Annotated in this window: 17 protein-coding genes; 9 read left to right on the top strand and 8 right to left on the bottom strand. The window is 57.9% G+C overall.

Translation table 11 applies throughout. The features are described 5' to 3' along the window. Window positions 1-3: 3 nt before the first annotated feature. Both RUE5091_RS01520 and RUE5091_RS01515 read right to left on the bottom strand, forming a co-directional pair. Window positions 4-585, bottom strand: a complete 582-nt coding sequence (locus RUE5091_RS01520; protein WP_082643517.1) for a tetratricopeptide repeat protein — start codon at window positions 583-585, stop codon at window positions 4-6. A 12-nt stretch (window positions 586-597) separates the two neighbouring features. Then, on the bottom strand, window positions 598-1086 hold the full coding sequence (locus RUE5091_RS01515; protein ID WP_058280106.1) for an Lrp/AsnC family transcriptional regulator: 489 nt from the start codon (window positions 1084-1086) through the stop codon (window positions 598-600). Window positions 1087-1188: 102 nt separating this feature from the next. Between RUE5091_RS01515 and putA the strand changes: the two genes are divergently transcribed. Beyond that, the gene (putA, locus tag RUE5091_RS01510) at window positions 1189-4590 is read left to right on the top strand and encodes a bifunctional proline dehydrogenase/L-glutamate gamma-semialdehyde dehydrogenase PutA (RefSeq protein WP_058280105.1); all 3402 of its coding nucleotides are present in this window, start codon (window positions 1189-1191) and stop codon (window positions 4588-4590) included. A 42-nt stretch (window positions 4591-4632) separates the two neighbouring features. Then, complete coding sequence (locus RUE5091_RS01505) at window positions 4633-5376, top strand: rhomboid family intramembrane serine protease (protein ID WP_058280104.1); 744 nt, start codon at window positions 4633-4635, stop codon at window positions 5374-5376. Window positions 5377-5379: 3 nt separating this feature from the next. Here the strand turns inward: RUE5091_RS01505 and RUE5091_RS01500 are convergent, their stop codons facing one another. Beyond that, window positions 5380-6207 carry an IclR family transcriptional regulator gene (locus RUE5091_RS01500; RefSeq protein ID WP_058280358.1) on the bottom strand — a complete coding sequence of 276 codons (828 nt, stop codon included), beginning with the start codon at window positions 6205-6207 and terminating at the stop codon, window positions 5380-5382. Between the two features lie 190 nt (window positions 6208-6397). Between RUE5091_RS01500 and bhcA the strand changes: the two genes are divergently transcribed. From bhcA to bhcD, 4 genes are all read left to right on the top strand, one after another. Next, window positions 6398-7588, top strand: coding sequence for an L-aspartate--glyoxylate aminotransferase BhcA (gene bhcA / locus RUE5091_RS01495; RefSeq protein WP_058280103.1), 1191 nt, complete (start codon window positions 6398-6400; stop codon window positions 7586-7588). Window positions 7589-7599: 11 nt separating this feature from the next. Further along, window positions 7600-8574, top strand: a complete 975-nt coding sequence (gene bhcB / locus RUE5091_RS01490) for a beta-hydroxyaspartate dehydratase BhcB (protein WP_058280102.1) — start codon at window positions 7600-7602, stop codon at window positions 8572-8574. A gap of 13 nt (window positions 8575-8587) precedes the next feature. Continuing rightward, window positions 8588-9751 carry a 3-hydroxy-D-aspartate aldolase BhcC gene (gene bhcC, locus RUE5091_RS01485; protein ID WP_058280101.1) on the top strand — a complete coding sequence of 388 codons (1164 nt, stop codon included), beginning with the start codon at window positions 8588-8590 and terminating at the stop codon, window positions 9749-9751. Between the two features lie 86 nt (window positions 9752-9837). Beyond that, window positions 9838-10803 (top strand): iminosuccinate reductase BhcD, encoded by a 966-nt coding sequence (bhcD, locus tag RUE5091_RS01480; protein WP_058280357.1) that lies wholly within the window; start codon window positions 9838-9840, stop codon window positions 10801-10803. Window positions 10804-10871: 68 nt separating this feature from the next. On the opposite strand, the gene RUE5091_RS01475 is transcribed toward bhcD, so the two are convergent. Beyond that, window positions 10872-11657 carry an inositol monophosphatase family protein gene (locus RUE5091_RS01475; protein ID WP_058280100.1) on the bottom strand — a complete coding sequence of 262 codons (786 nt, stop codon included), beginning with the start codon at window positions 11655-11657 and terminating at the stop codon, window positions 10872-10874. A gap of 96 nt (window positions 11658-11753) precedes the next feature. Beyond that, entirely contained in the window at window positions 11754-12659 is a 906-nt protein-coding gene (locus RUE5091_RS01470; protein ID WP_058280099.1) for a LysR family transcriptional regulator, read from the bottom strand. A 94-nt stretch (window positions 12660-12753) separates the two neighbouring features. Between RUE5091_RS01470 and metF the strand changes: the two genes are divergently transcribed. Together metF and RUE5091_RS01460 are read left to right on the top strand one after the other, a co-directional pair. Further along, window positions 12754-13620, top strand: a complete 867-nt coding sequence (gene metF / locus RUE5091_RS01465; protein ID WP_058280098.1) for a methylenetetrahydrofolate reductase [NAD(P)H] — start codon at window positions 12754-12756, stop codon at window positions 13618-13620. A gap of 204 nt (window positions 13621-13824) precedes the next feature. After that, on the top strand, window positions 13825-14472 hold the full coding sequence (locus RUE5091_RS01460; protein ID WP_058280097.1) for a DnaJ domain-containing protein: 648 nt from the start codon (window positions 13825-13827) through the stop codon (window positions 14470-14472). Window positions 14473-14526: 54 nt separating this feature from the next. Here the strand turns inward: RUE5091_RS01460 and RUE5091_RS01455 are convergent, their stop codons facing one another. Further along, entirely contained in the window at window positions 14527-15045 is a 519-nt protein-coding gene (locus tag RUE5091_RS01455) for a YHS domain-containing (seleno)protein (protein WP_058280356.1), read from the bottom strand. A 230-nt stretch (window positions 15046-15275) separates the two neighbouring features. On the opposite strand from RUE5091_RS01455, the gene yghU reads away from it, so the two are divergent. Next, complete coding sequence (gene yghU / locus RUE5091_RS01450; protein WP_058280096.1) at window positions 15276-16154, top strand: glutathione-dependent disulfide-bond oxidoreductase; 879 nt, start codon at window positions 15276-15278, stop codon at window positions 16152-16154. Window positions 16155-16200: 46 nt separating this feature from the next. On the opposite strand, the gene RUE5091_RS01445 is transcribed toward yghU, so the two are convergent. Together RUE5091_RS01445 and RUE5091_RS01440 are read right to left on the bottom strand one after the other, a co-directional pair. Beyond that, window positions 16201-16989, bottom strand: a complete 789-nt coding sequence (locus RUE5091_RS01445) for an SseB family protein (protein ID WP_058280095.1) — start codon at window positions 16987-16989, stop codon at window positions 16201-16203. Beyond that, on the bottom strand, window positions 16982-17569 hold the full coding sequence (locus RUE5091_RS01440; protein ID WP_058280094.1) for a uracil-DNA glycosylase family protein: 588 nt from the start codon (window positions 17567-17569) through the stop codon (window positions 16982-16984). Before RUE5091_RS01440 ends, RUE5091_RS01445 begins: the two co-directional genes overlap by 8 nt. Window positions 17570-17796 lie beyond the last annotated feature (227 nt).

The following is a 17796-nucleotide window of genomic DNA, read 5'->3' as shown; positions in this document are numbered from 1 at the left end:
TTGTCAGATATCCTCACCCGGAGGCGCCAGTGGCCCGCCGGGCGCCAGAAGATGGCGTTCCGACAACCACGGGTTCAGTTCGAGCGCCTGATTCAAAGCTTTGCGTGCATCATCCATCCTATGCAGGCCCAATAGAGTCAGGGCACGCCCGCTTATGGCGCCCACGTGGTTTGGCGACAGTTCGATCGCCTTGTCCAGATCGGGCAACGCGGCCTGAAAATCATGCCGCAAATAGTTTGCGAAAGCGCGCTGGTTGTACCCCTCGGCATAAGACGGGCAATAGGCGACCAGCTTGTCGAAATCCTCAATCGCGCCGTACAGGTCCGCAGCTCTGAGACGCGCCATTCCCCGGTCTAACGCCGCTTGCGCACTTTCATCCGGCGCGTCGGTCCAGAACTCCCACAATTGGTTCGACAGGGCGCGGGCAGCCTGCTCGTTTTCGGCCTGCTGGATTTGTGCAATGACGCCGCTGACACCTGCGCTGTGATCCGGCGCGACAGGGCAGTCCTGTGCATTCGCAGCGGTGGAGGAAATGAAAAGGACGGAGGCAAAGGCGATCTGTTTCATGCACCAATGGTGACGCATGCTGGGGTTTCGTCAACCCATTCCGTCAATCGCACCGGATACGCCCGTCTCTTTCACCGCCTCCATCGCGACGAAAGTCGACGTGTTGGCCACATGCGGCAAGGATGAGATTTTCTCGGCCAGCACCGCGCGGTATTCCGACATCGAGCCGGTGCGGATTTTCAGCAAATAGTCGAAATTCGACGCAATCATATGGGCTTGCTCGATCTCAGCCACTTTGCGCACCGCTGCATTGAACTCGGCCAAGGCCTTCTCACGCGTGTCTGTCAGGCGCACTTCAACAAATGCAACATGATCCAGACCGAGGCGGATGGGGTCCAGCAGGGCGCGGTATCCGGTGATGATGCCTTCGGCCTCAAGTCTTTTCACACGTGATTGTGTAGGGGATTTCGACAAACCAATACGCCGCGCAAGGTCGGCGACCGAGATACGCCCGTCTTCGGCCAGAATCGCCAGGATCGACCGGTCGAACCGATCCAGATCGGGGTTTCCTTTTTGCATCTTTAAGCCTCAATATTTCAGATCATTCGCCTTCTGATTTTAGAAAATAAGGCGATTGTCCTGAAAAATCGACTGTATACTGCCCAAAAGCCCGGAGGATACATGACACACAGCCTGCGCACCCTTATCGACGGCCAGACCTATGCCGATCAATCCGCAATTCTGGATAACCTGATCGAACAGGCCGGCCTGTCCCAGATCGACCGCACAGCGATCTGTGCAGCCGCGGCGCAATTGGTGCGTGACATCCGGTCCAGCACTTCGCCCGGCATGATGGAGGTGTTTTTGGCCGAATACGGCCTGTCCACCGACGAAGGCATCGCGCTGATGTGTTTAGCCGAAGCGCTGCTGCGTGTCCCGGATGCCGATACCATCGACGCACTGATCGAGGACAAGATCGCGCCGTCGGATTGGGGCAAACATCTGGGGCAGTCCTCATCCTCGCTGGTGAATGCGTCAACTTGGGCGTTGATGCTGACCGGCAAGGTTCTGGACGAAGGCAAAGCGTCACCCGTCGGAGCCCTGCGCGGGGCCATCAAGCGATTGGGAGAGCCGGTGATCCGCACCGCCGTGGGTCGTGCGATGAAAGAAATGGGCCGTCAATTTGTTCTGGGCGAGACCATCCATTCCGCCATGGACCGTGCCGCCGGGATGGAGGCAAAAGGCTACACCTATTCTTACGACATGCTGGGCGAGGCGGCGCGCACCGAGGCTGACGCCGCCCGCTATCACCTGTCCTATTCACGTGCCATCGCGGCCATCGCCGATGCCTGCACTCATGATGATATCCGCGCCAACCCCGGGATATCGGTGAAGCTATCAGCCCTGCACCCGCGCTATGAACTGGCGCAGGAACGCCGCGTGATGGAAGAGCTTGTTCCCCGCCTGCGCGCCCTGTGCCTGTTGGCCAAAGCCGCTGGCATGGGCCTGAACGTTGACGCCGAAGAAGCCGACCGGCTCTCGCTGTCCCTGCAGGTGATCGAGGCGGTGATGGCCGAACCCGCGCTGGCCGGTTGGGACGGTTTCGGCATCGTGGTTCAAGCTTATGGCCCACGCGCCGGGATCGTGCTGGACACGCTCTATGAAATGGCCGAACGCCACGACCGCAAGCTGATGGTCCGACTGGTTAAGGGGGCCTATTGGGATACCGAGGTCAAGCGCGCGCAGGTCGAAGGTGTCGACGGGTTCCCAGTATTCACGCGCAAGGACGCGACCGATATCTCGTACATCTCCAACGCCCGCAAGCTGCTGGACATGACCGACCGGATTTACCCGCAATTCGCAACCCACAACGCCCATACGGTTAGCGCAATCCTGAATATGGCCGACACGCAACCCTTCGAGTTTCAGCGCCTGCACGGAATGGGTGAAACTCTGCACCAGATCGTTCGGGATCAAAGCAACACGCGCTGCCGGATTTACGCTCCGGTCGGGGCGCATCGCGATCTTCTGGCCTATCTGGTTCGGCGCCTGCTTGAGAATGGCGCGAACTCCTCCTTCGTGAACCAGATCGTTGATGAAAATGTCCCGCCCGAGGAGGTCGCCTCGGACCCATTTGACAGTATTCAAGAGCCCAAGCCGCCGCTGCCAACCGGGCCCGAAATGTTTCAACCCGAACGCCCAAATTCTAAAGGGTTCGATCTGCAACATACGCCGACGCTTGACCGGATTGATGCCGCTCGCGATGCGTTTCGCGCTCATCACTGGTACGCGCAGCCGCTGTTGTCCGACGACGCGCACCCCGACACTGACGAACCCGTCACCAATCCGGCGCATCCACAAGACCATCCGGGCGCAGTCGCCCCGGCCAGCGCTCAGGATGTCGAACTTGCTTTGGCCTCGGCATCCTCGTGGAATGCTCCGGCTGCGCAACGCGCGCAGATATTGAACGCGGCGGCTGATCTGTACGAAGCCCATTATGGCGAGCTTTTCGCCCTGCTGGCCCGTGAAGCAGGAAAATCCATCCCCGATGCGGTGGCCGAACTGCGCGAAGCGGTCGATTTTCTGCGCTATTACGCGGCAAACATTCCGGCCGCTAATCCGGCGGGCACGTTCACCTGCATTAGCCCGTGGAACTTTCCACTGGCGATATTCACCGGACAGATTTCTGCAGCTCTGGCCACCGGTAACGCCGTTCTGGCGAAACCCGCGCCGCAAACGCCATTGGTCGCGCACCGGGCAGTGCAATTGCTGCACGAGGCTGGGGTACCACGCGATGTGCTGCAACTGTTGCCCGGCGGACCGTCTGTCGGGGCGGCGCTGACCTCGGACCCACGCGTGTCGGGGGTAGCTTTCACCGGATCGACCGCCACCGCGCAGAAAATCCGCGCGGCCATGGCAGAAAACCTGAAACCGGGCACGCCTTTGATCGCGGAAACCGGCGGGCTGAATGCCATGATCGTTGACAGCACCGCCCTGCCCGAACAGGCCGTGCAATCCATCATTGAAAGCGCCTTTCAATCTGCAGGGCAGCGATGCTCGGCCCTGCGGTGCCTTTACGTGCAAGAGGATATCGCCGACGATTTGCTGACCATGCTGACCGGCGCGATAAAGGCTTTGCAGATCGGCGACCCCTGGCTTTTGTCGACCGACTGCGGACCGGTGATTGATCACGGCGCGCTGCAGGGCATTGCGGATCACATTGGACAAGCACGCGCGGAAGGTCGGGTGCTGAAGGAACTGAGCACACCGCCCGAAGGGACATTCATCGCCCCGACCCTGATCGAAATCCCCGGTATCAGCGCACTGGAGCGTGAAGTGTTTGGCCCGGTCCTGCATGTCGTGCGGTTCAAGGCTGCTGAGATTGATCAGGTCATCGCCGATATCAATGCCACGGGCTACGGGCTGACCTTTGGCCTGCACACCCGCATCGACGACCGGGTGCAGCATATCACCGAGGCTGTTCACGCGGGCAACATCTATGTCAACCGCAACCAGATCGGAGCGATCGTAGGCTCTCAGCCTTTTGGCGGCGAAGGTTTGTCGGGCACGGGGCCCAAGGCAGGTGGTCCAAACTATATGACACGTTTCTGTGCGCCGGATCGCCAATACAGCGCCGCGGGTTGGAGTAGCACCATGAGCGAGTTTCCCGAGCCGCAAGGCAAACCTGCTGCCATTCGCACCCAGTCCCTACCCGGCCCGACCGGCGAATCCAATCGGCTGAGTGAAATCCCCCGCGCGCCCTTGTTGTGCATGGGACCAGGGCCCGAAGCCGCGCAAGCGCAGGCCGAAGCAGTTGTGGCACTGGGTGGCACTGCAATCCTGTCGACCGGCATGATGGACCTACACAGGCTGGAAAACATCACCGGCTTCTCCGGGGTTCTGTGGTGGGGCGACGACGAAACCGCACGCGAGATCGAACGCCATCTGGCCCGCCGCGATGGCCCGATCCTGCCGCTGATCCCCGGTCGACCCGACAGGGCACGGGTTCTGGGTGAGCATCACGTCTGCGTCGATACCACAGCCGCCGGTGGCAACGCCGCCCTGTTGGGAGGTGCGGCGTAACCGTACCTTGACGCTGGGCCGGGAAAAGCCCAGCGTCCCCCCATGTTTCCGATCCGTGACCACAACCCTTCGGGGCGCACGCCCTATGTCGTTTATCTGCTGATGGCAGCCAATATCATGATTTTCTTCAGCTATGTGGGGATCATGGATAACGCGCCACTAATCAATAGGTTGTATTTCGACTATGCCATCATCCCGGCGCGGATCACTGACGGGTTTGCGTTCGAAACCCTTGTGACCTCGATGTTTCTGCACGGCGGATGGATGCATCTGGCAGGCAACATGCTGTTTCTCTGGATATTCGGAGATAACCTTGAAGATGAGATGGGGCACCTGCCCTTCCTGCTGTTCTATATTTTGGCCGGTGTCGGGGCAGGCCTGATCCACGTTGCCACCGCGCCGGGCTCGGTTGTGCCGACCATCGGAGCCTCGGGTGCGATTGCCGGGGTGATGGGCGGCTATCTTTTGCTGTTCCCCAAGGCGCGCGTGGATGTTCTGCTGATCCTGATCGTCTATTTCCGGATTTTCACCATACCTGCTTTTATCATGCTGGGCATTTGGCTGGGCCTTCAGTTCATGGGCAGCCTTGCCAGCACCCCGGATGAAGGCGGAGTTGCCTATTGGGCCCATACTGGTGGCTTTTTCGTTGGCCTGATCCTGTGCATCCCGCTGTGGCTGATACGGGGTGGGCCTGCATGTTGGGGCCGCACCCATGGCCACCCGCCCCACCCCGAGCACAAATACAAACTGTCACATTCCCGTATTCCCCGAGTTCCACGCAAATAGACGCTATTCCTCGGACGGTTTCGGCAATCGACCCCCACTGAGTTGCGTGATCTCTTCCGCCGCATCCCGAACCAATGCGCCCAGCTCCATTGCCCGATCGGCAATGAACCGCACAGACGGCCCGGATACGGAAATCCCGGCGCAGGGTTCACCCCGGTCGTTGTAGATCGCTGCGCCGATGCAGGACATGCCCTCGTACCGTTCTTCGTGATCATGCGACCAGCCACGAGAACGTGTATTTGCCAGATCCTCGCGCAACCCCTCGCCTGGCAGCAACGTATGTGAAGTAAAGCGAACAGCTTCGGCCGCCAACACTTTGCTTGCCGCAGACTCGCTCATCGCAGCTAGAATCGCCTTACCCGTGCCAGACGCATACATCGGTGTCCGTGCACCCGGTGGGAAAAAAGCCCGTATCGGGTTTTGTGCTTCAACCTGCCCGACAAAGACCACCTCGGCCCCGTCCGGCACAGCCAGATTGGCGGTCTCGCCGCTGTCCTGCATCAGACGTCGCAGGATCGGTCGCCCAATCTCAATCACACTGTTGCGACGCAGGAACGAGGCACCGGTTCGGTATGCCTCAATCCCGATCATCCATTCCTGCCGCTCGTCGTCAAAGGCGGCAAAGCCATGTTTCTGCAACGTCGCCAGAATGCGGTGCGTCGTGGCCGTGGGCACATCCACCTCACGCGCAAGATCACTTAACGCAGCTCGTTCCATTCGCGCCACGGCGGTCAGAACGACCAGTGCCCGATCCAGCGACTGCATGGTCCCCGCCGAGCTTTCCTTGAACAACGATTTGGGCCTGCCACGCGGCCTTTTTTGGGTTTCCATCCCTGGCTTCTCCTTTTCGACCTGGCGCAGTTTTTTCCATCTTAATTCCTCGGCATCGAAAATGAAAAACAAAAAATCACGCTTTTTCAATGGACTATTTATTTAATTCATAAAATGAAAATATTTTTCAAGAAAATTGCACGGAACAGCATTTTCAACGACACTTAACTGCAAATCGGAGGATTTAGTCATGTCCAATCAAAACCCGGTATTTATACCCGGCCCTACCAATATCCCGGATCGCTTGCGCTTGGCGATGCAGGTCCAGACACAGGACCACCGCGCACCTGATTTTGTCGAAACCTTCTCTCCGGTTCTGGAGGACACCAAAAAGGTGTTTGGAACCAAAGAAGGAAAAATCATCACTTTCCCCGCCAGCGGAACCGGCGGCTGGGAGGCATCGGTGACCAATACGCTCAGCCCAGGCGACAGCGTACTGGTTGCGCGTTATGGCATGTTCAGCCATCGCTGGATCGACCTGTGCCAGCGGCACGGTCTGGATGTACGCATCATCGAATGCCCCTGGGGCAGCGGTGCGCCCGCAGATAAATTCGCTGAAGCTCTTGCCGCAGACAAAGAGCATAAGATTAGGGCAGTTCTGGTTACACATAACGAGACGGCGACCGGCGTACGCTCGGATATCGGTGCTGTTCGTGGGGCAATGGATGCCAGCGATCATCCGGCAATGCTGTTTGTGGATTGCGTCAGCTCGCTGGCCTCGATGCCGTTCGAGTTTGATGGCTGGGGCGTCGACATTGCGGTTTCGGGCTCGCAAAAGGGCTTCATGCTGGCAACTGGCATGGCAATCCTGTGCGTCAGTCCCAAGGCACTGGCCGCAATGGAAACGGCCCAATTGCCGCGCACCTTCTTTGACTTCCGCGATATGATGAACGCAAATGCGTCGGGCGGGTTCCCCTATACCCCACCGCTGCAGCTGATCTATGGTATGCGCGAAAGCCTGAAGATGCTGTTCGAAGAAGGGCTGAACAACGTATATGCCCGCCATTTCCGTCTGGCCGAAGGGGTCCGCAAGGCCACCGCTGCCTGGGGACTGGAGTTGGTGGCGCAATCGCCCGAGCTGTATTCCGATACGGTCAGTGCGATTTACGTACCTGATGGCTTTGACAGTAATGCGCTGACCGATCATGCTTTCAACGCTTATGGTGTAAGCTTCGGTATCGGATTGGGTGAAATGAACGGCAAAGCCTTCCGTATCGGCCATCTTGGCAGCCTGACGGATGTAATGGTTCTGTCCGGTCTGGCCACAATCGAAATGGCGATGGCTGATCTGGACTATCCGATCAAACTGGGCAGCGGTGTTGCGGCAGCGCAGGAATACTTCCGCACCAGCAGTGCCACGCCAATGCAATCCGCAGCTTAAGGAGGAGCTTGATGTTGGACGCACAAACCACGGCAGATCGCCTGACGCTGGACGATATGCGCGAAGCGCACGAGCGGATTCGGCCTCACATCAACCGCACCCCGGTGATGCGTTCTGATTATCTGGACGAGCTGACCGGTGCACAGTTGTTCTTTAAGTGCGAAAACTTCCAGGAGGCCGGGGCCTTCAAAGTACGCGGGGCCTGCAACGCAGTATTTGGGCTAAGCGATGAGATGGCCGAAAAAGGGGTGTGCACGCATTCCAGCGGCAACCATGCCTTGTCGCTGTCTTATGCTGCTGGTCGGCGCGGTATTCCCTGCAACGTGGTCATGCCCCGCACCGCTCCGCAGGCCAAAAAAGATGCCGTGCGCCGGTTTGGCGGTACAATCACCGAATGCGAGCCGTCAACGTCGTCCCGCGAGGCCACTTTTGCCGAAGTTCAGGCGCGGACCGGTGGTGAGTTTGTGCATCCGTACAATGACCCACGGGTCATCGCCGGACAGGCGACCTGTTCTGCCGAATTGCTGGAACAGACGGGTGGAGTAGATGCGGTTATCGCGCCTATCGGGGGTGGTGGAATGGTGTCAGGCACTTGCCTGACCGTGTCAAACCTGGCCCCTCAAACCGCTATTTACGCGGCCGAACCCGAACAAGCCGACGACGCCTATCGGTCGTTCAAAGCCGGGCACATCATCGCCGACGATGCCCCCAAAACAGTTGCCGATGGGTTGTTGGTTCCTCTCAAGGAAAACACTTGGCACTTTGTCTCGAAGAACGTCACCGACATTTTCACCGCATCCGAGCAGGAGATTGTCGATGCGATGAAACTGACCTGGAAATACCTGCGTGTCGTGATGGAGCCCAGCAGCGCCGTGCCGTTGGCCACCATCCTGAAAAACCCCGAGGTGTTCAAAGGCAAACGCGTTGGCGTGATCATTACCGGCGGCAACGTGGATTTGGATAAACTGCCCTGGATCAAGGGCTGAGGAGGAGTAAGAAATGAACAAACCCGTGAATTTGGACGATTTCGAAGTCGGCTTTGACATCCCTGCCGCCATTGGCATGGACGAGTCTGAGATTCAGACCCCCTGCCTGATCCTTGATCTGGACGCGCTGGAGCGGAACATCAAGAAAATGGGTGATTATGCCAAGGATCATGGCATGCGCCACCGCGTCCACGGCAAGATGCACAAATCGGTCGATGTCGCCAAGCTGCAGGAAAAGCTGGGCGGTTCCGTCGGCGTATGCTGTCAGAAAGTGTCCGAGGCCGAGGTTTTTGTGCGCGGCGGCATCAAGGATGTTCTGGTCTCGAACCAGGTACGCGACCCGGCCAAGATTGACCGTCTAGCCCGCCTGCCCAAGCTAGGCTCGCACATCATTGTCTGCGTCGATGATATCGACAATGTTGCTGATCTTTCGGCCGCAGCCGTTAAGCATGGCACGGAACTCAGCGTCTTTATTGAAATCGATTGCGGCGCGGGCCGCTGTGGCGTGACGACCACGCAGGATGTCGTCGCGATTGCTCAGGCGGTCGAAGCAGCAGACAACCTAAAGTTCCTGGGTATTCAGGCCTATCAGGGCGCCATGCAACACATGGATAAATTCGAGGACCGCAAGGCCAAACTGGATGTTGCCATCGAAATGGTCGACAACGCGGTCAAGGGCCTGAAATCCGTCGGGATTGAGCCAGAACTGGTATCGGGTGGTGGCACCGGTTCGTATCAGTTCGAATCCAACTCGGGCGTTTACAACGAACTGCAGTGTGGGTCCTACGCGTTCATGGATGCAGATTACGGTCGTATCCTAGACGAAGAAGGCAATCGGATCGACCAGGGCGAATGGGAAAACTCATTCTTCATCCTGACAAGCGTGATGAGCCACGCCAAGGCCGACAAGGCCATCGTCGATGCGGGCCTCAAGGCGCAATCGGTCGATAGCGGACTGCCCTTTATCTATGGGCGCGACGATGTCGAGTACATCAAGTGTTCGGACGAACATGGCGTGATCGCCGATCCGAACGGTGCGCTAAAAGTGAACGACAAACTGCGCCTGGTTCCGGGGCACTGCGACCCGACAGCGAACGTCCATGACTGGTATGTTGGGGTGCGTAACGGCAAGGTTGAAGCCCTCTGGCCGGTCTCGGCCCGCGGAAAAGCTTACTAGCAGACCCATTAATTGACTGACGGGGCGGTGTTTCGACCCGCCCCGTTTTGCATGTGGCCCAAAAATATCAAAGAAAGGCACAAACGATGATCATCGTTCCCGAAAAGGAAATCGGCGCTCTGCTGGGTCGAAAGGAAAGTTACAGTGCCGTCGAGCAGGTATTTGCTGCGATGGCCTCTGGGGATGCATACAACTTTCCGGTTGTGCGCGAAGCCATCGGTCACGCCGATGCCCTGTATGGCTTTAAAGGCGGGTTTGATCGCGCTGGAATGACGCTGGGCCTGAAGGCTGGGGGATACTGGCCGAACAATCTGGAAACACATGGGTTGATCAATCACCAATCAACCGTGTTTCTGTTCGATCCTGATACCGGGCGCGTGAAGGCCATCGTCGGGGGCAATCTGCTGACCGCGCTGCGCACCGCTGCGGCGTCTTCGGTTTCGATCAATCATCTGGCCCGTAAGGACGCCAAAGTGATTGGAATGGTGGGTGCTGGCCATCAGGCCACATTCCAACTGCGCGCGGCGCTGGAACAACGTGACTTTGAAAAAGTCATCGGTTGGAACCTGCACCCCGAAATGCTGCCCAATATCGAAAAGGTTGCAAACGAGGCCGGACTGCCCTTTGAAGCGGTAGAACTGCCGGGCCTGACCGAGGCTGACGTGATCGTCACCATCACTTCGTCCTTTGAGCCGACATTGCTGTCCGAACACGTTTCTGACGGGACACACGTGGCCTGTATGGGAACCGATACCGTCGGAAAGCAAGAAGTAGGTGCCGATCTGGTCATACGCGCCAGTGTCTTTACCGATGAGGTCGCGCAGGCGATCACATTGGGTGAAAGCCAGCATGCCGTGGCTGCGGGCGACAAGGCCGAAGCTGACATTCACCAGATTGGCGCAGTCATCAACGGCACCCATGCGGGCCGCAATTCCGATGACGAGGTGACGCTGTTCGATGGGACAGGCGTCGGGCTTCAGGATCTGGCGGTTGCCAGCGCCGTTGTCGACCTTGCCGTCAAGCAAGGCATCGCCATCGAAGTCGACTTTTGAAACAAAATCGCGCGCCCGATTAGTGGGCGCGCGATCATTGCCGTATCAGGCTGCTCGGGACTGCGACGTCAGGCCCGGATCACCTTGGCGAATGTGTCAAAGATCGGCTCATTGGCGCAGATCACTTCTCCATCTGCCAATACATTGCCTTCGGGGTTCAACGGCTGCACAAAGCCACCTGCCTCTTTCACGATGATGATCCCTGCGGCCACGTCCCAGGCGTTCAGACGACGCTCCCAGAACCCTTCATATCGGCCGGCGGCCACATAGGCCATGTCCAGCGCCGCAGCGCCCCAGCGGCGCACTCCGGCGCAGGCAGGCATCAAGCGGGCCAGATCCTGCAGCGTGGCAGGCAGGTCCGAGCGTCCCCCGAATGGCAGGCCGGTCGAAAAGATCGACTCGATCATGCGATGACGGCCCGAGACGCGGATACGGGTGTCGTTCATCCATGCGCCCTCGCCTTTTTCTGCAAAGAACATCTCATCCTTGGCGGCGTCATAGATCACACCGGCCACGATCTTGCCCTTGTGTTCCAGCGCAATTGATACTGCCCAGTGCGGCAACCCGTGCAAGAAGTTGGTAGTGCCGTCCAGCGGATCTACGATCCAACGGCGGGTAGGATCTTCACCGTCTATGGCGCCACCTTCTTCGGCCAGCCAACCATAGGTCGGGCGCGCGCCCAGCAGTTCTTCTTTCAGGATTGCCTCGGCGGCAATATCGGCCTTGGAAACAAAGTCACCCGCGCCTTTCATCGACACCTGAAGGTTCTCGACTTCACGAAAATCCTTGACCAAAGAACGCCCCGCCTTGCGCGCGGCTTTGATCATGATGTTGAGGTTTGCACTGCCAACCATTGTCCAAAGGCTCCTGTCCGGTCAAACCGCGCGTATACTGGTGCAACGCGCCCTTGCCAAGAGGAATGATGCGCATAGCAGACCAGCGTTTTTGACCTATTGCTCCTGCAGCTTGCGCGCCTCTGTTCCCGCCAGTTCGATTAGCTCCTGTACAAAAGGTTTTTCAAGATCCTCGGTGCGCACTGCCGCGTATAATGTACGGGTAATTCCGTCTTTGGTCAGCGGGCGGGTCACATAGTCGGAATTGTACTTCACCTCACGCACGACCCAGTCGGGCAACGCCGCAACGCCCCTGTTCGACGCCACCAGCAACAGGATCACCGCCGTCAGTTCTACCTGTCGGATCGCTGCCGGTTCGACGCGGGCCTGGATCAGCAACTGGCTAAACACATCCAGCCGCGTGCGTTCAACCGGATACGTAATCAGGGTTTGCCCTCGGAAATCCTCGGCTTCGATGAACTCTTTCTGTGCGAGGGGGTGCGCGGACGACGCGACAAAAACCGCGTCATAGTCGAACAGTTCGATGAATTCGATACCCGGCAGGTCCTCGGGGTCAGACGACACCACCAGATCGACCTCTTCCTTCTGCAGGGCAGGCAAGGCGTCAAAGGCCAGACCCGGGCGAATATCGACATCCACATCGCCCCAGGATTTGCGGAAGGATTCAAGCACCGGGAATAGCCACTCGAAACAGGCGTGGCATTCGATGGCGATGTGCATCCGCCCCGTGCGCCCATCGCGCAAAGAGGAAAATTCCTGTTGTGTGGCCTCGATTTGCGGCAAAATCTGTTCAGCCAAACGCAACAGGCGCAACCCTGCCGCAGACAGTTTCATCGGCTTGGACCGACGCAGGAACAGCTCAACCCCGGCCTGATCCTCCAGCCCTTTGATCTGATGACTCAGCGCGGATTGGGTGATGTTCAACTGATCCGCCGCACGGGCCAAACCGCCGCATTCATGGATGGCCTTGATCGTGCGCAGGTGCCGGAATTCAATGTGCATTGTTGTGTGACTCATGTTGTTCTTGAGTAATATGAGTTTGTCTCACAATCTACAAACTGGCACAAGGACCACAAATAGGAATTGTGAGGCAGACATGACGACACCAGAGATTTCATTCGAGTTTTTCCCGCCGCAAACACTCGAGGCCTCATTCCGCCTGTGGGATACTGTTCAAACCCTAGCCCCGCTTGAACCGCGCTTTGTCTCGGTCACCTATGGGGCGGGCGGCACCACTCGCGAATTGACCCGCGATGCTGTATCCACCCTACACAAGTCGTCCGGCCTGCAAGTGGCCGCGCACTTGACCTGCGTTGATGCCTCGCGCCAAGAGACGTTGGAAATCGCCGATACATTCTCGCGTGCCGGGGTTCAGGACATTGTCGCCCTGCGGGGTGACCCGCCCAAAGGACAGGATCGGTTCGCGCCGCATCCCGAAGGGTTCGCAAACTCGGTCGAGTTGATCGAAGCTCTGGCCGAAACCGAAATGTTCAGCATCCGCGTCGGCGCCTATCCCGACAAACACCCCGAGGCGCAGGACTTTTCGGCCGATATTGACTGGCTCAAGGCCAAGCTGGATGCGGGTGCGGACGAAGCCCTGACGCAGTTCTTCTTCGAGGCCGAGACTTTTCTCCGTTTCCGCGATGCCTGCGGAAAGGCCGGGATCGACAAGCCGATCGTGCCCGGCATCCTGCCCATCGAGAATTGGAAAGGTGCCCGTAACTTTGCGCGCCGCTGCGGCGCACATATTCCCGACTGGGTCGAAAACGCCTTTGAAAAGGCGATTCGCGATGATCGTGAGGATTTGCTTGCCACCGCTTTGTGTACCGAACTGTGTTCGGACCTGATCGACGAAGGCGTGGACAAGCTGCATTTCTATACCCTGAATCGGCCTGAACTGACGCGCGACGTATGTTTTGCACTGGGTATTACCCCGAAGGCCGAATTGCAGAACGTCGCGTGAGTTAATCCCTGATTGGTCACTTAGCCCGGACCCTGCCAAGGCTCCGGGCTTTTTTCGTGGTTAAAGGCACAACCTAGTTGTGAACAATAAGGCATCCCCCTGCCAACTGTCCCTCAGATAGCGATAAATTTTTGCTAAAGTTTGACAAATTCGTGAGGCTTCTCACACTGAGACTGTAGTGTTTGTTTAACGAGTAAATTTGGTATGGAGCCTGTTGAAAAGATAAATGCCCGTGCGGACGCACTTGAGGCGTTGGGATTGGATCAAAACGCCGGATCTGACGATATCCGCGACGCTTGGCGTCACATTGCGTTTCATGCACACCCAGATCACAGAAACGGTGATTGTACGCAATTTGCCCGCGCGAAAGAGGCTTACGATTTTCTGCGACGCGAAGGCCTGACCACCAAGGGCCGGTCAACGACGGGGCCGCGCAGGCCGAAGTTGCGCAAGCGCGTCATAGAACTAGAAAGTGCAGATATCGACGCCTGCCGTGTTTTGCTGAACACGGCGCTGACGCATAGCTCGGATGGTGAAAAACCAAACGAGAAGAACGCCATCGAAGCGGACCATGTCCCTGACGCTGTAGGCTTCTACGGTCGTCACCTGACCTATTTCGTTTCGACACCAGTGTGTGAGGGGTCAAACCGGATCGCACTACCGACTTCGGTTCTGTCATCAGCCCGGCGAACGGAAACCGAAATGCTGAGCTTCCAATCAAATAATGCGGGTTCCGGTGAAGTTTTGGTTCCCAACACGATCATAGAGAGCAAATTCCCCGGTGCCAAAAGCGTTCGAATAAAATTCGACGCAGATCAGCAAATGCGGGATGATTTTTGGTTGGCTAGCTGACGCAAAAAACCCGGCCTGGTGTGGGCCGGGTTTGACTTGGGTTAGTGGTTTTTTTTAGTTTGCGACCGGACCTTCCGAAGTGAATTTCGGAATGACGCTGTTCGATGCGCCATCACCTTCGATTCCCGGCCAGTTGCCTTCGGCCAGATTGATGTTGCCGGGGATATCCTCTTCGAAAAAGCCAACAACAACGTCTGTGATGTTCAGGTACAGCTTGTCATCGACAATCCGCCACAGGTTCGGGTTCGCCGGAACCTTACCACCGCGCGAAACGCCATAGGCGCAGTGTCCGTCATAAGCCGGAACATAATAAGCGGGGTTTTTCAAGAACTTATCGCGATTCTCTTCCGTCGAAAAGGCCCAGGTGGCCCCGTTATACTCTGCAGTGAAGTTGGAGTGGCCGCGTACGGCTTTGGGCTGGGCCTGACCAGCCGGCACCTGATCCAGACTGCGATAGGCAACAACGTCATAACCTGACACGGCGTATCCGGTGCCGTCTACATACTGATCACCAGCGAAGGCAGGCATAGCAAGTGTCAAAGCGGTCACGAAAGTCATGGCAAAGCGTTTCATGTAGTCAATCCTTTTGTCCTCGGGGTTGGGCACTTGGTGAGAGAATAGATATTTTCGCCCCGATGGGCAGTCCTGCTCGCGCCGCTGTGACATCGAATGAAGATTCGTGAGAGGTTCAATCCCGTTTGTTACAAAATTGCCGTAACATCCGGGGTTGGACTCAGGGCTTTGCAACATTACCTGTGGATGCGGACACAAATTCACCCGAACTTTGCTGAGAAAGATAGCAGATGAGCGAGCAATCCCCATACACGCCCCCCGCAGTCTGGACGTGGGACAGCGAAAGCGGCGGCACTTTTGCCAATATCAATCGACCCATTGCCGGGGCGACCCATGACAAAGACCTGCCGGTCGGAAAGCATCCGCTGCAGCTGTATTCGCTGGCAACCCCGAACGGTGTCAAAGTCACGGTAATGCTGGAAGAGCTGTTGGCGCTGGGTCACGAAGACGCCGAGTATAATGCATGGCTGGTTAATATCGGTGAGGGCGACCAGTTCAGCTCGGGCTTTGTCGATGCCAATCCGAACTCAAAAATCCCGGCGCTGTGGGACCGTTCAGGCGATGAACCAGTGCGCGTGTTCGAAAGCGCCTCGATCCTGCTTCACCTAGCCGAGAAGTTCGACGCCTTCCTACCCAAGTCAGGCCAGGAACGGACCGAAGTCATGAACTGGGTGTTCTGGCAGATGGGCAGCGCGCCGTATCTAGGCGGCGGCTTTGGCCATTTCTACGCCTACGCGCCCGAAAAATGGGAATACCCGATCAATCGTTTTGCGATGGAGGCCAAACGGCAGCTGGACGTGCTGGATCGGCAATTGGCCGACAACACCTATATTGCAGGCGAAGATTATAGCATCGCCGACATGGCCATCTGGCCCTGGTATGGTCAGCTGGTTCTGGGCCGTCTGTATAGCGCAGCCGAGTTTCTGGATGCCGAATCCTATAAGAACGTGATGCGGTGGGCCAAGACGATCGACGCGCGCCCAGCGGTTCAGCGTGGACGTATGGTCAATCGCTCGTTCGGTGAGCCGCATACGCAGCTACATGAACGCCACGACGCCAGCGACTTTGAGACGCGAACACAGGACAAGCTGGAAGCGGCAGCAGAATAATTCCAATACCCCGCGGTTCATTGGATCGCGGGGCGGCACCGGAGTTTTATTTCAGGATCGGCGGCCTGTCCGGGTCGCTACCCGGTGTCACTTGTTCGATGATCCGCGCCTCGGGCTGCGGAAGGTCGAAACGCAATCCGACCCGTGCCAACGCAGCCGACGCGATGTCATGCGGGCCAAAGAACCCGACATCCATCGCTCCTGCCTCGACCCCGGAAAAGGTCAACGCTTCGGACGCGGCTTTGGCCAAGGCGGGTTCAGCCCCCTCGACCGCGCCGACAAAACCCAGAAGGTGGCCCATGCCGCCCTCTTCTGTCTTGGTCCCGACCAGAAACGCGGCTTCGGCCAGGCCCACAGCTGTGGCCAGTTTCGCATCCAGGGCTTTCAACAGATCATCCGGCAAGCCTTTTGGAGGCAGAAACTCGGCCAGGCGTTGCTGCACCTCTTCCGGCGTATGCTCCAAGGTGGTGGCAAGCCAACCCAACGCCTCAGTCGGGATCAGCATCGACGACGGCGCGACCTCAAGATTCAGGCCTAAACCGATTCCCTGCCCCGCCAGCATCGACGACAGCACCCGCCCCGACAGCGCCACATAAGGCACAGGCCGGTCGGCGAATTGGGCTAAACGATCGTGGCGATCAAAGGCCAGCACGAATCGGCCATCGGCCACGTCGAACAATTCAGGCGAGATATTCTCGCCGTGCGCCTCTTCAGCCAGCAACAAAAACAGCTCACAATCCGCGAGGCGTTCAAAGAACCGCAGGCGTACAGCGTCATCCTGCGGGTTGGCCTCCATCGCGGCATGGGCGGCATCCAAGGCTGTAGTGTCAGTCATTCAGAACCTCTTGCACCCGCGCGCGCAGAACCGGCAGCAGTTCGGCTTCGAACCACGGGTTTTTCTTCAGCCATGCCGTATTGCGCCAGGACGGGTGAGGCAAGGGAAAGACACGCGGCGCATGGTCTCGCCAGTTGCGTACGGTGTCGGTCACGGCGGTGCGCACCCCAAGGTGGTATTTATGCGCATGGCCCCCGACCAGAACAGTCAACGGCACCTCGCCCAGTTCCTCCATCACCCTGTCATGCCATGTCTTTCCGCAGATAGGCGGCGGCGGCAGATCGGCTTTGCGCTCGTTATATCCGGGAAAACAAAAGGCCATCGGAACAATCGACACGCGGTTGCGGTCATAGAACACGGTCTCGTCTATCCCCAGCCAGTCGCGCAATCGATCGCCAGAGGGATCAGTGAACGGACGGCCCGAGGCATGAACCCGCGCACCCGGTGCCTGCCCTGCGATCAACAGCGGCGCGCCTGACCTGAACCAGACCACCGGGCGCGGTTGATGCGCGGTAAACGTAGCCTGAAATTGGTCTGCGCAAATACGGCAGGCCTCAATCTCTTTCTGTAGTGAATTCATCAGATCGCAAGACTTCCTGCATCAAACTGGTTGACGGTCGAAGGGAAAGATAGTCAACGCAAGGCCCAAGGCCAACCGGTGCAAAAGTCACAATACTAACAGGAGCACATTGGTACGCATTGATCATTTGTTTCATAATTCGACATAATGTAGCCAACATGGACCCATAAATAATCGCTGGTTTACCAACCTGAGCGGTGAACCAAACAAACGCCAGAGCAGCAGGC

Origin of the sequence: Ruegeria denitrificans, assembly GCF_001458295.1 — a bacterium.
GTDB classification, from domain to species: Bacteria; Pseudomonadota; Alphaproteobacteria; order Rhodobacterales; family Rhodobacteraceae; genus Ruegeria; species Ruegeria denitrificans.
Note: the sequence above shows the minus strand (reverse complement) of the source record. Positions and strands in the feature narration are given on the sequence as shown.

What these genes read in the sequence shown, in the direction of transcription:
- RUE5091_RS01520 (WP_082643517.1), bottom strand. Translation starts at nt 585, where the DNA reads ATGCGTCACCATTGGTGCATGAAACAGATCGCCTTTGCCTCCGTCCTT.
- RUE5091_RS01515 (WP_058280106.1), bottom strand. Translation starts at nt 1,086, where the DNA reads ATGCAAAAAGGAAACCCCGATCTGGATCGGTTCGACCGGTCGATCCTG.
- putA (WP_058280105.1), top strand. Translation starts at nt 1,189, where the DNA reads ATGACACACAGCCTGCGCACCCTTATCGACGGCCAGACCTATGCCGAT.
- RUE5091_RS01505 (WP_058280104.1), top strand. Translation starts at nt 4,633, where the DNA reads ATGTTTCCGATCCGTGACCACAACCCTTCGGGGCGCACGCCCTATGTC.
- RUE5091_RS01500 (WP_058280358.1), bottom strand. Translation starts at nt 6,207, where the DNA reads ATGGAAACCCAAAAAAGGCCGCGTGGCAGGCCCAAATCGTTGTTCAAG.
- bhcA (WP_058280103.1), top strand. Translation starts at nt 6,398, where the DNA reads ATGTCCAATCAAAACCCGGTATTTATACCCGGCCCTACCAATATCCCG.
- bhcB (WP_058280102.1), top strand. Translation starts at nt 7,600, where the DNA reads ATGTTGGACGCACAAACCACGGCAGATCGCCTGACGCTGGACGATATG.
- bhcC (WP_058280101.1), top strand. Translation starts at nt 8,588, where the DNA reads ATGAACAAACCCGTGAATTTGGACGATTTCGAAGTCGGCTTTGACATC.
- bhcD (WP_058280357.1), top strand. Translation starts at nt 9,838, where the DNA reads ATGATCATCGTTCCCGAAAAGGAAATCGGCGCTCTGCTGGGTCGAAAG.
- RUE5091_RS01475 (WP_058280100.1), bottom strand. Translation starts at nt 11,657, where the DNA reads ATGGTTGGCAGTGCAAACCTCAACATCATGATCAAAGCCGCGCGCAAG.
- RUE5091_RS01470 (WP_058280099.1), bottom strand. Translation starts at nt 12,659, where the DNA reads ATGCACATTGAATTCCGGCACCTGCGCACGATCAAGGCCATCCATGAA.
- metF (WP_058280098.1), top strand. Translation starts at nt 12,754, where the DNA reads ATGACGACACCAGAGATTTCATTCGAGTTTTTCCCGCCGCAAACACTC.
- RUE5091_RS01460 (WP_058280097.1), top strand. Translation starts at nt 13,825, where the DNA reads ATGGAGCCTGTTGAAAAGATAAATGCCCGTGCGGACGCACTTGAGGCG.
- RUE5091_RS01455 (WP_058280356.1), bottom strand. Translation starts at nt 15,045, where the DNA reads ATGAAACGCTTTGCCATGACTTTCGTGACCGCTTTGACACTTGCTATG.
- yghU (WP_058280096.1), top strand. Translation starts at nt 15,276, where the DNA reads ATGAGCGAGCAATCCCCATACACGCCCCCCGCAGTCTGGACGTGGGAC.
- RUE5091_RS01445 (WP_058280095.1), bottom strand. Translation starts at nt 16,989, where the DNA reads ATGACTGACACTACAGCCTTGGATGCCGCCCATGCCGCGATGGAGGCC.
- RUE5091_RS01440 (WP_058280094.1), bottom strand. Translation starts at nt 17,569, where the DNA reads ATGAATTCACTACAGAAAGAGATTGAGGCCTGCCGTATTTGCGCAGAC.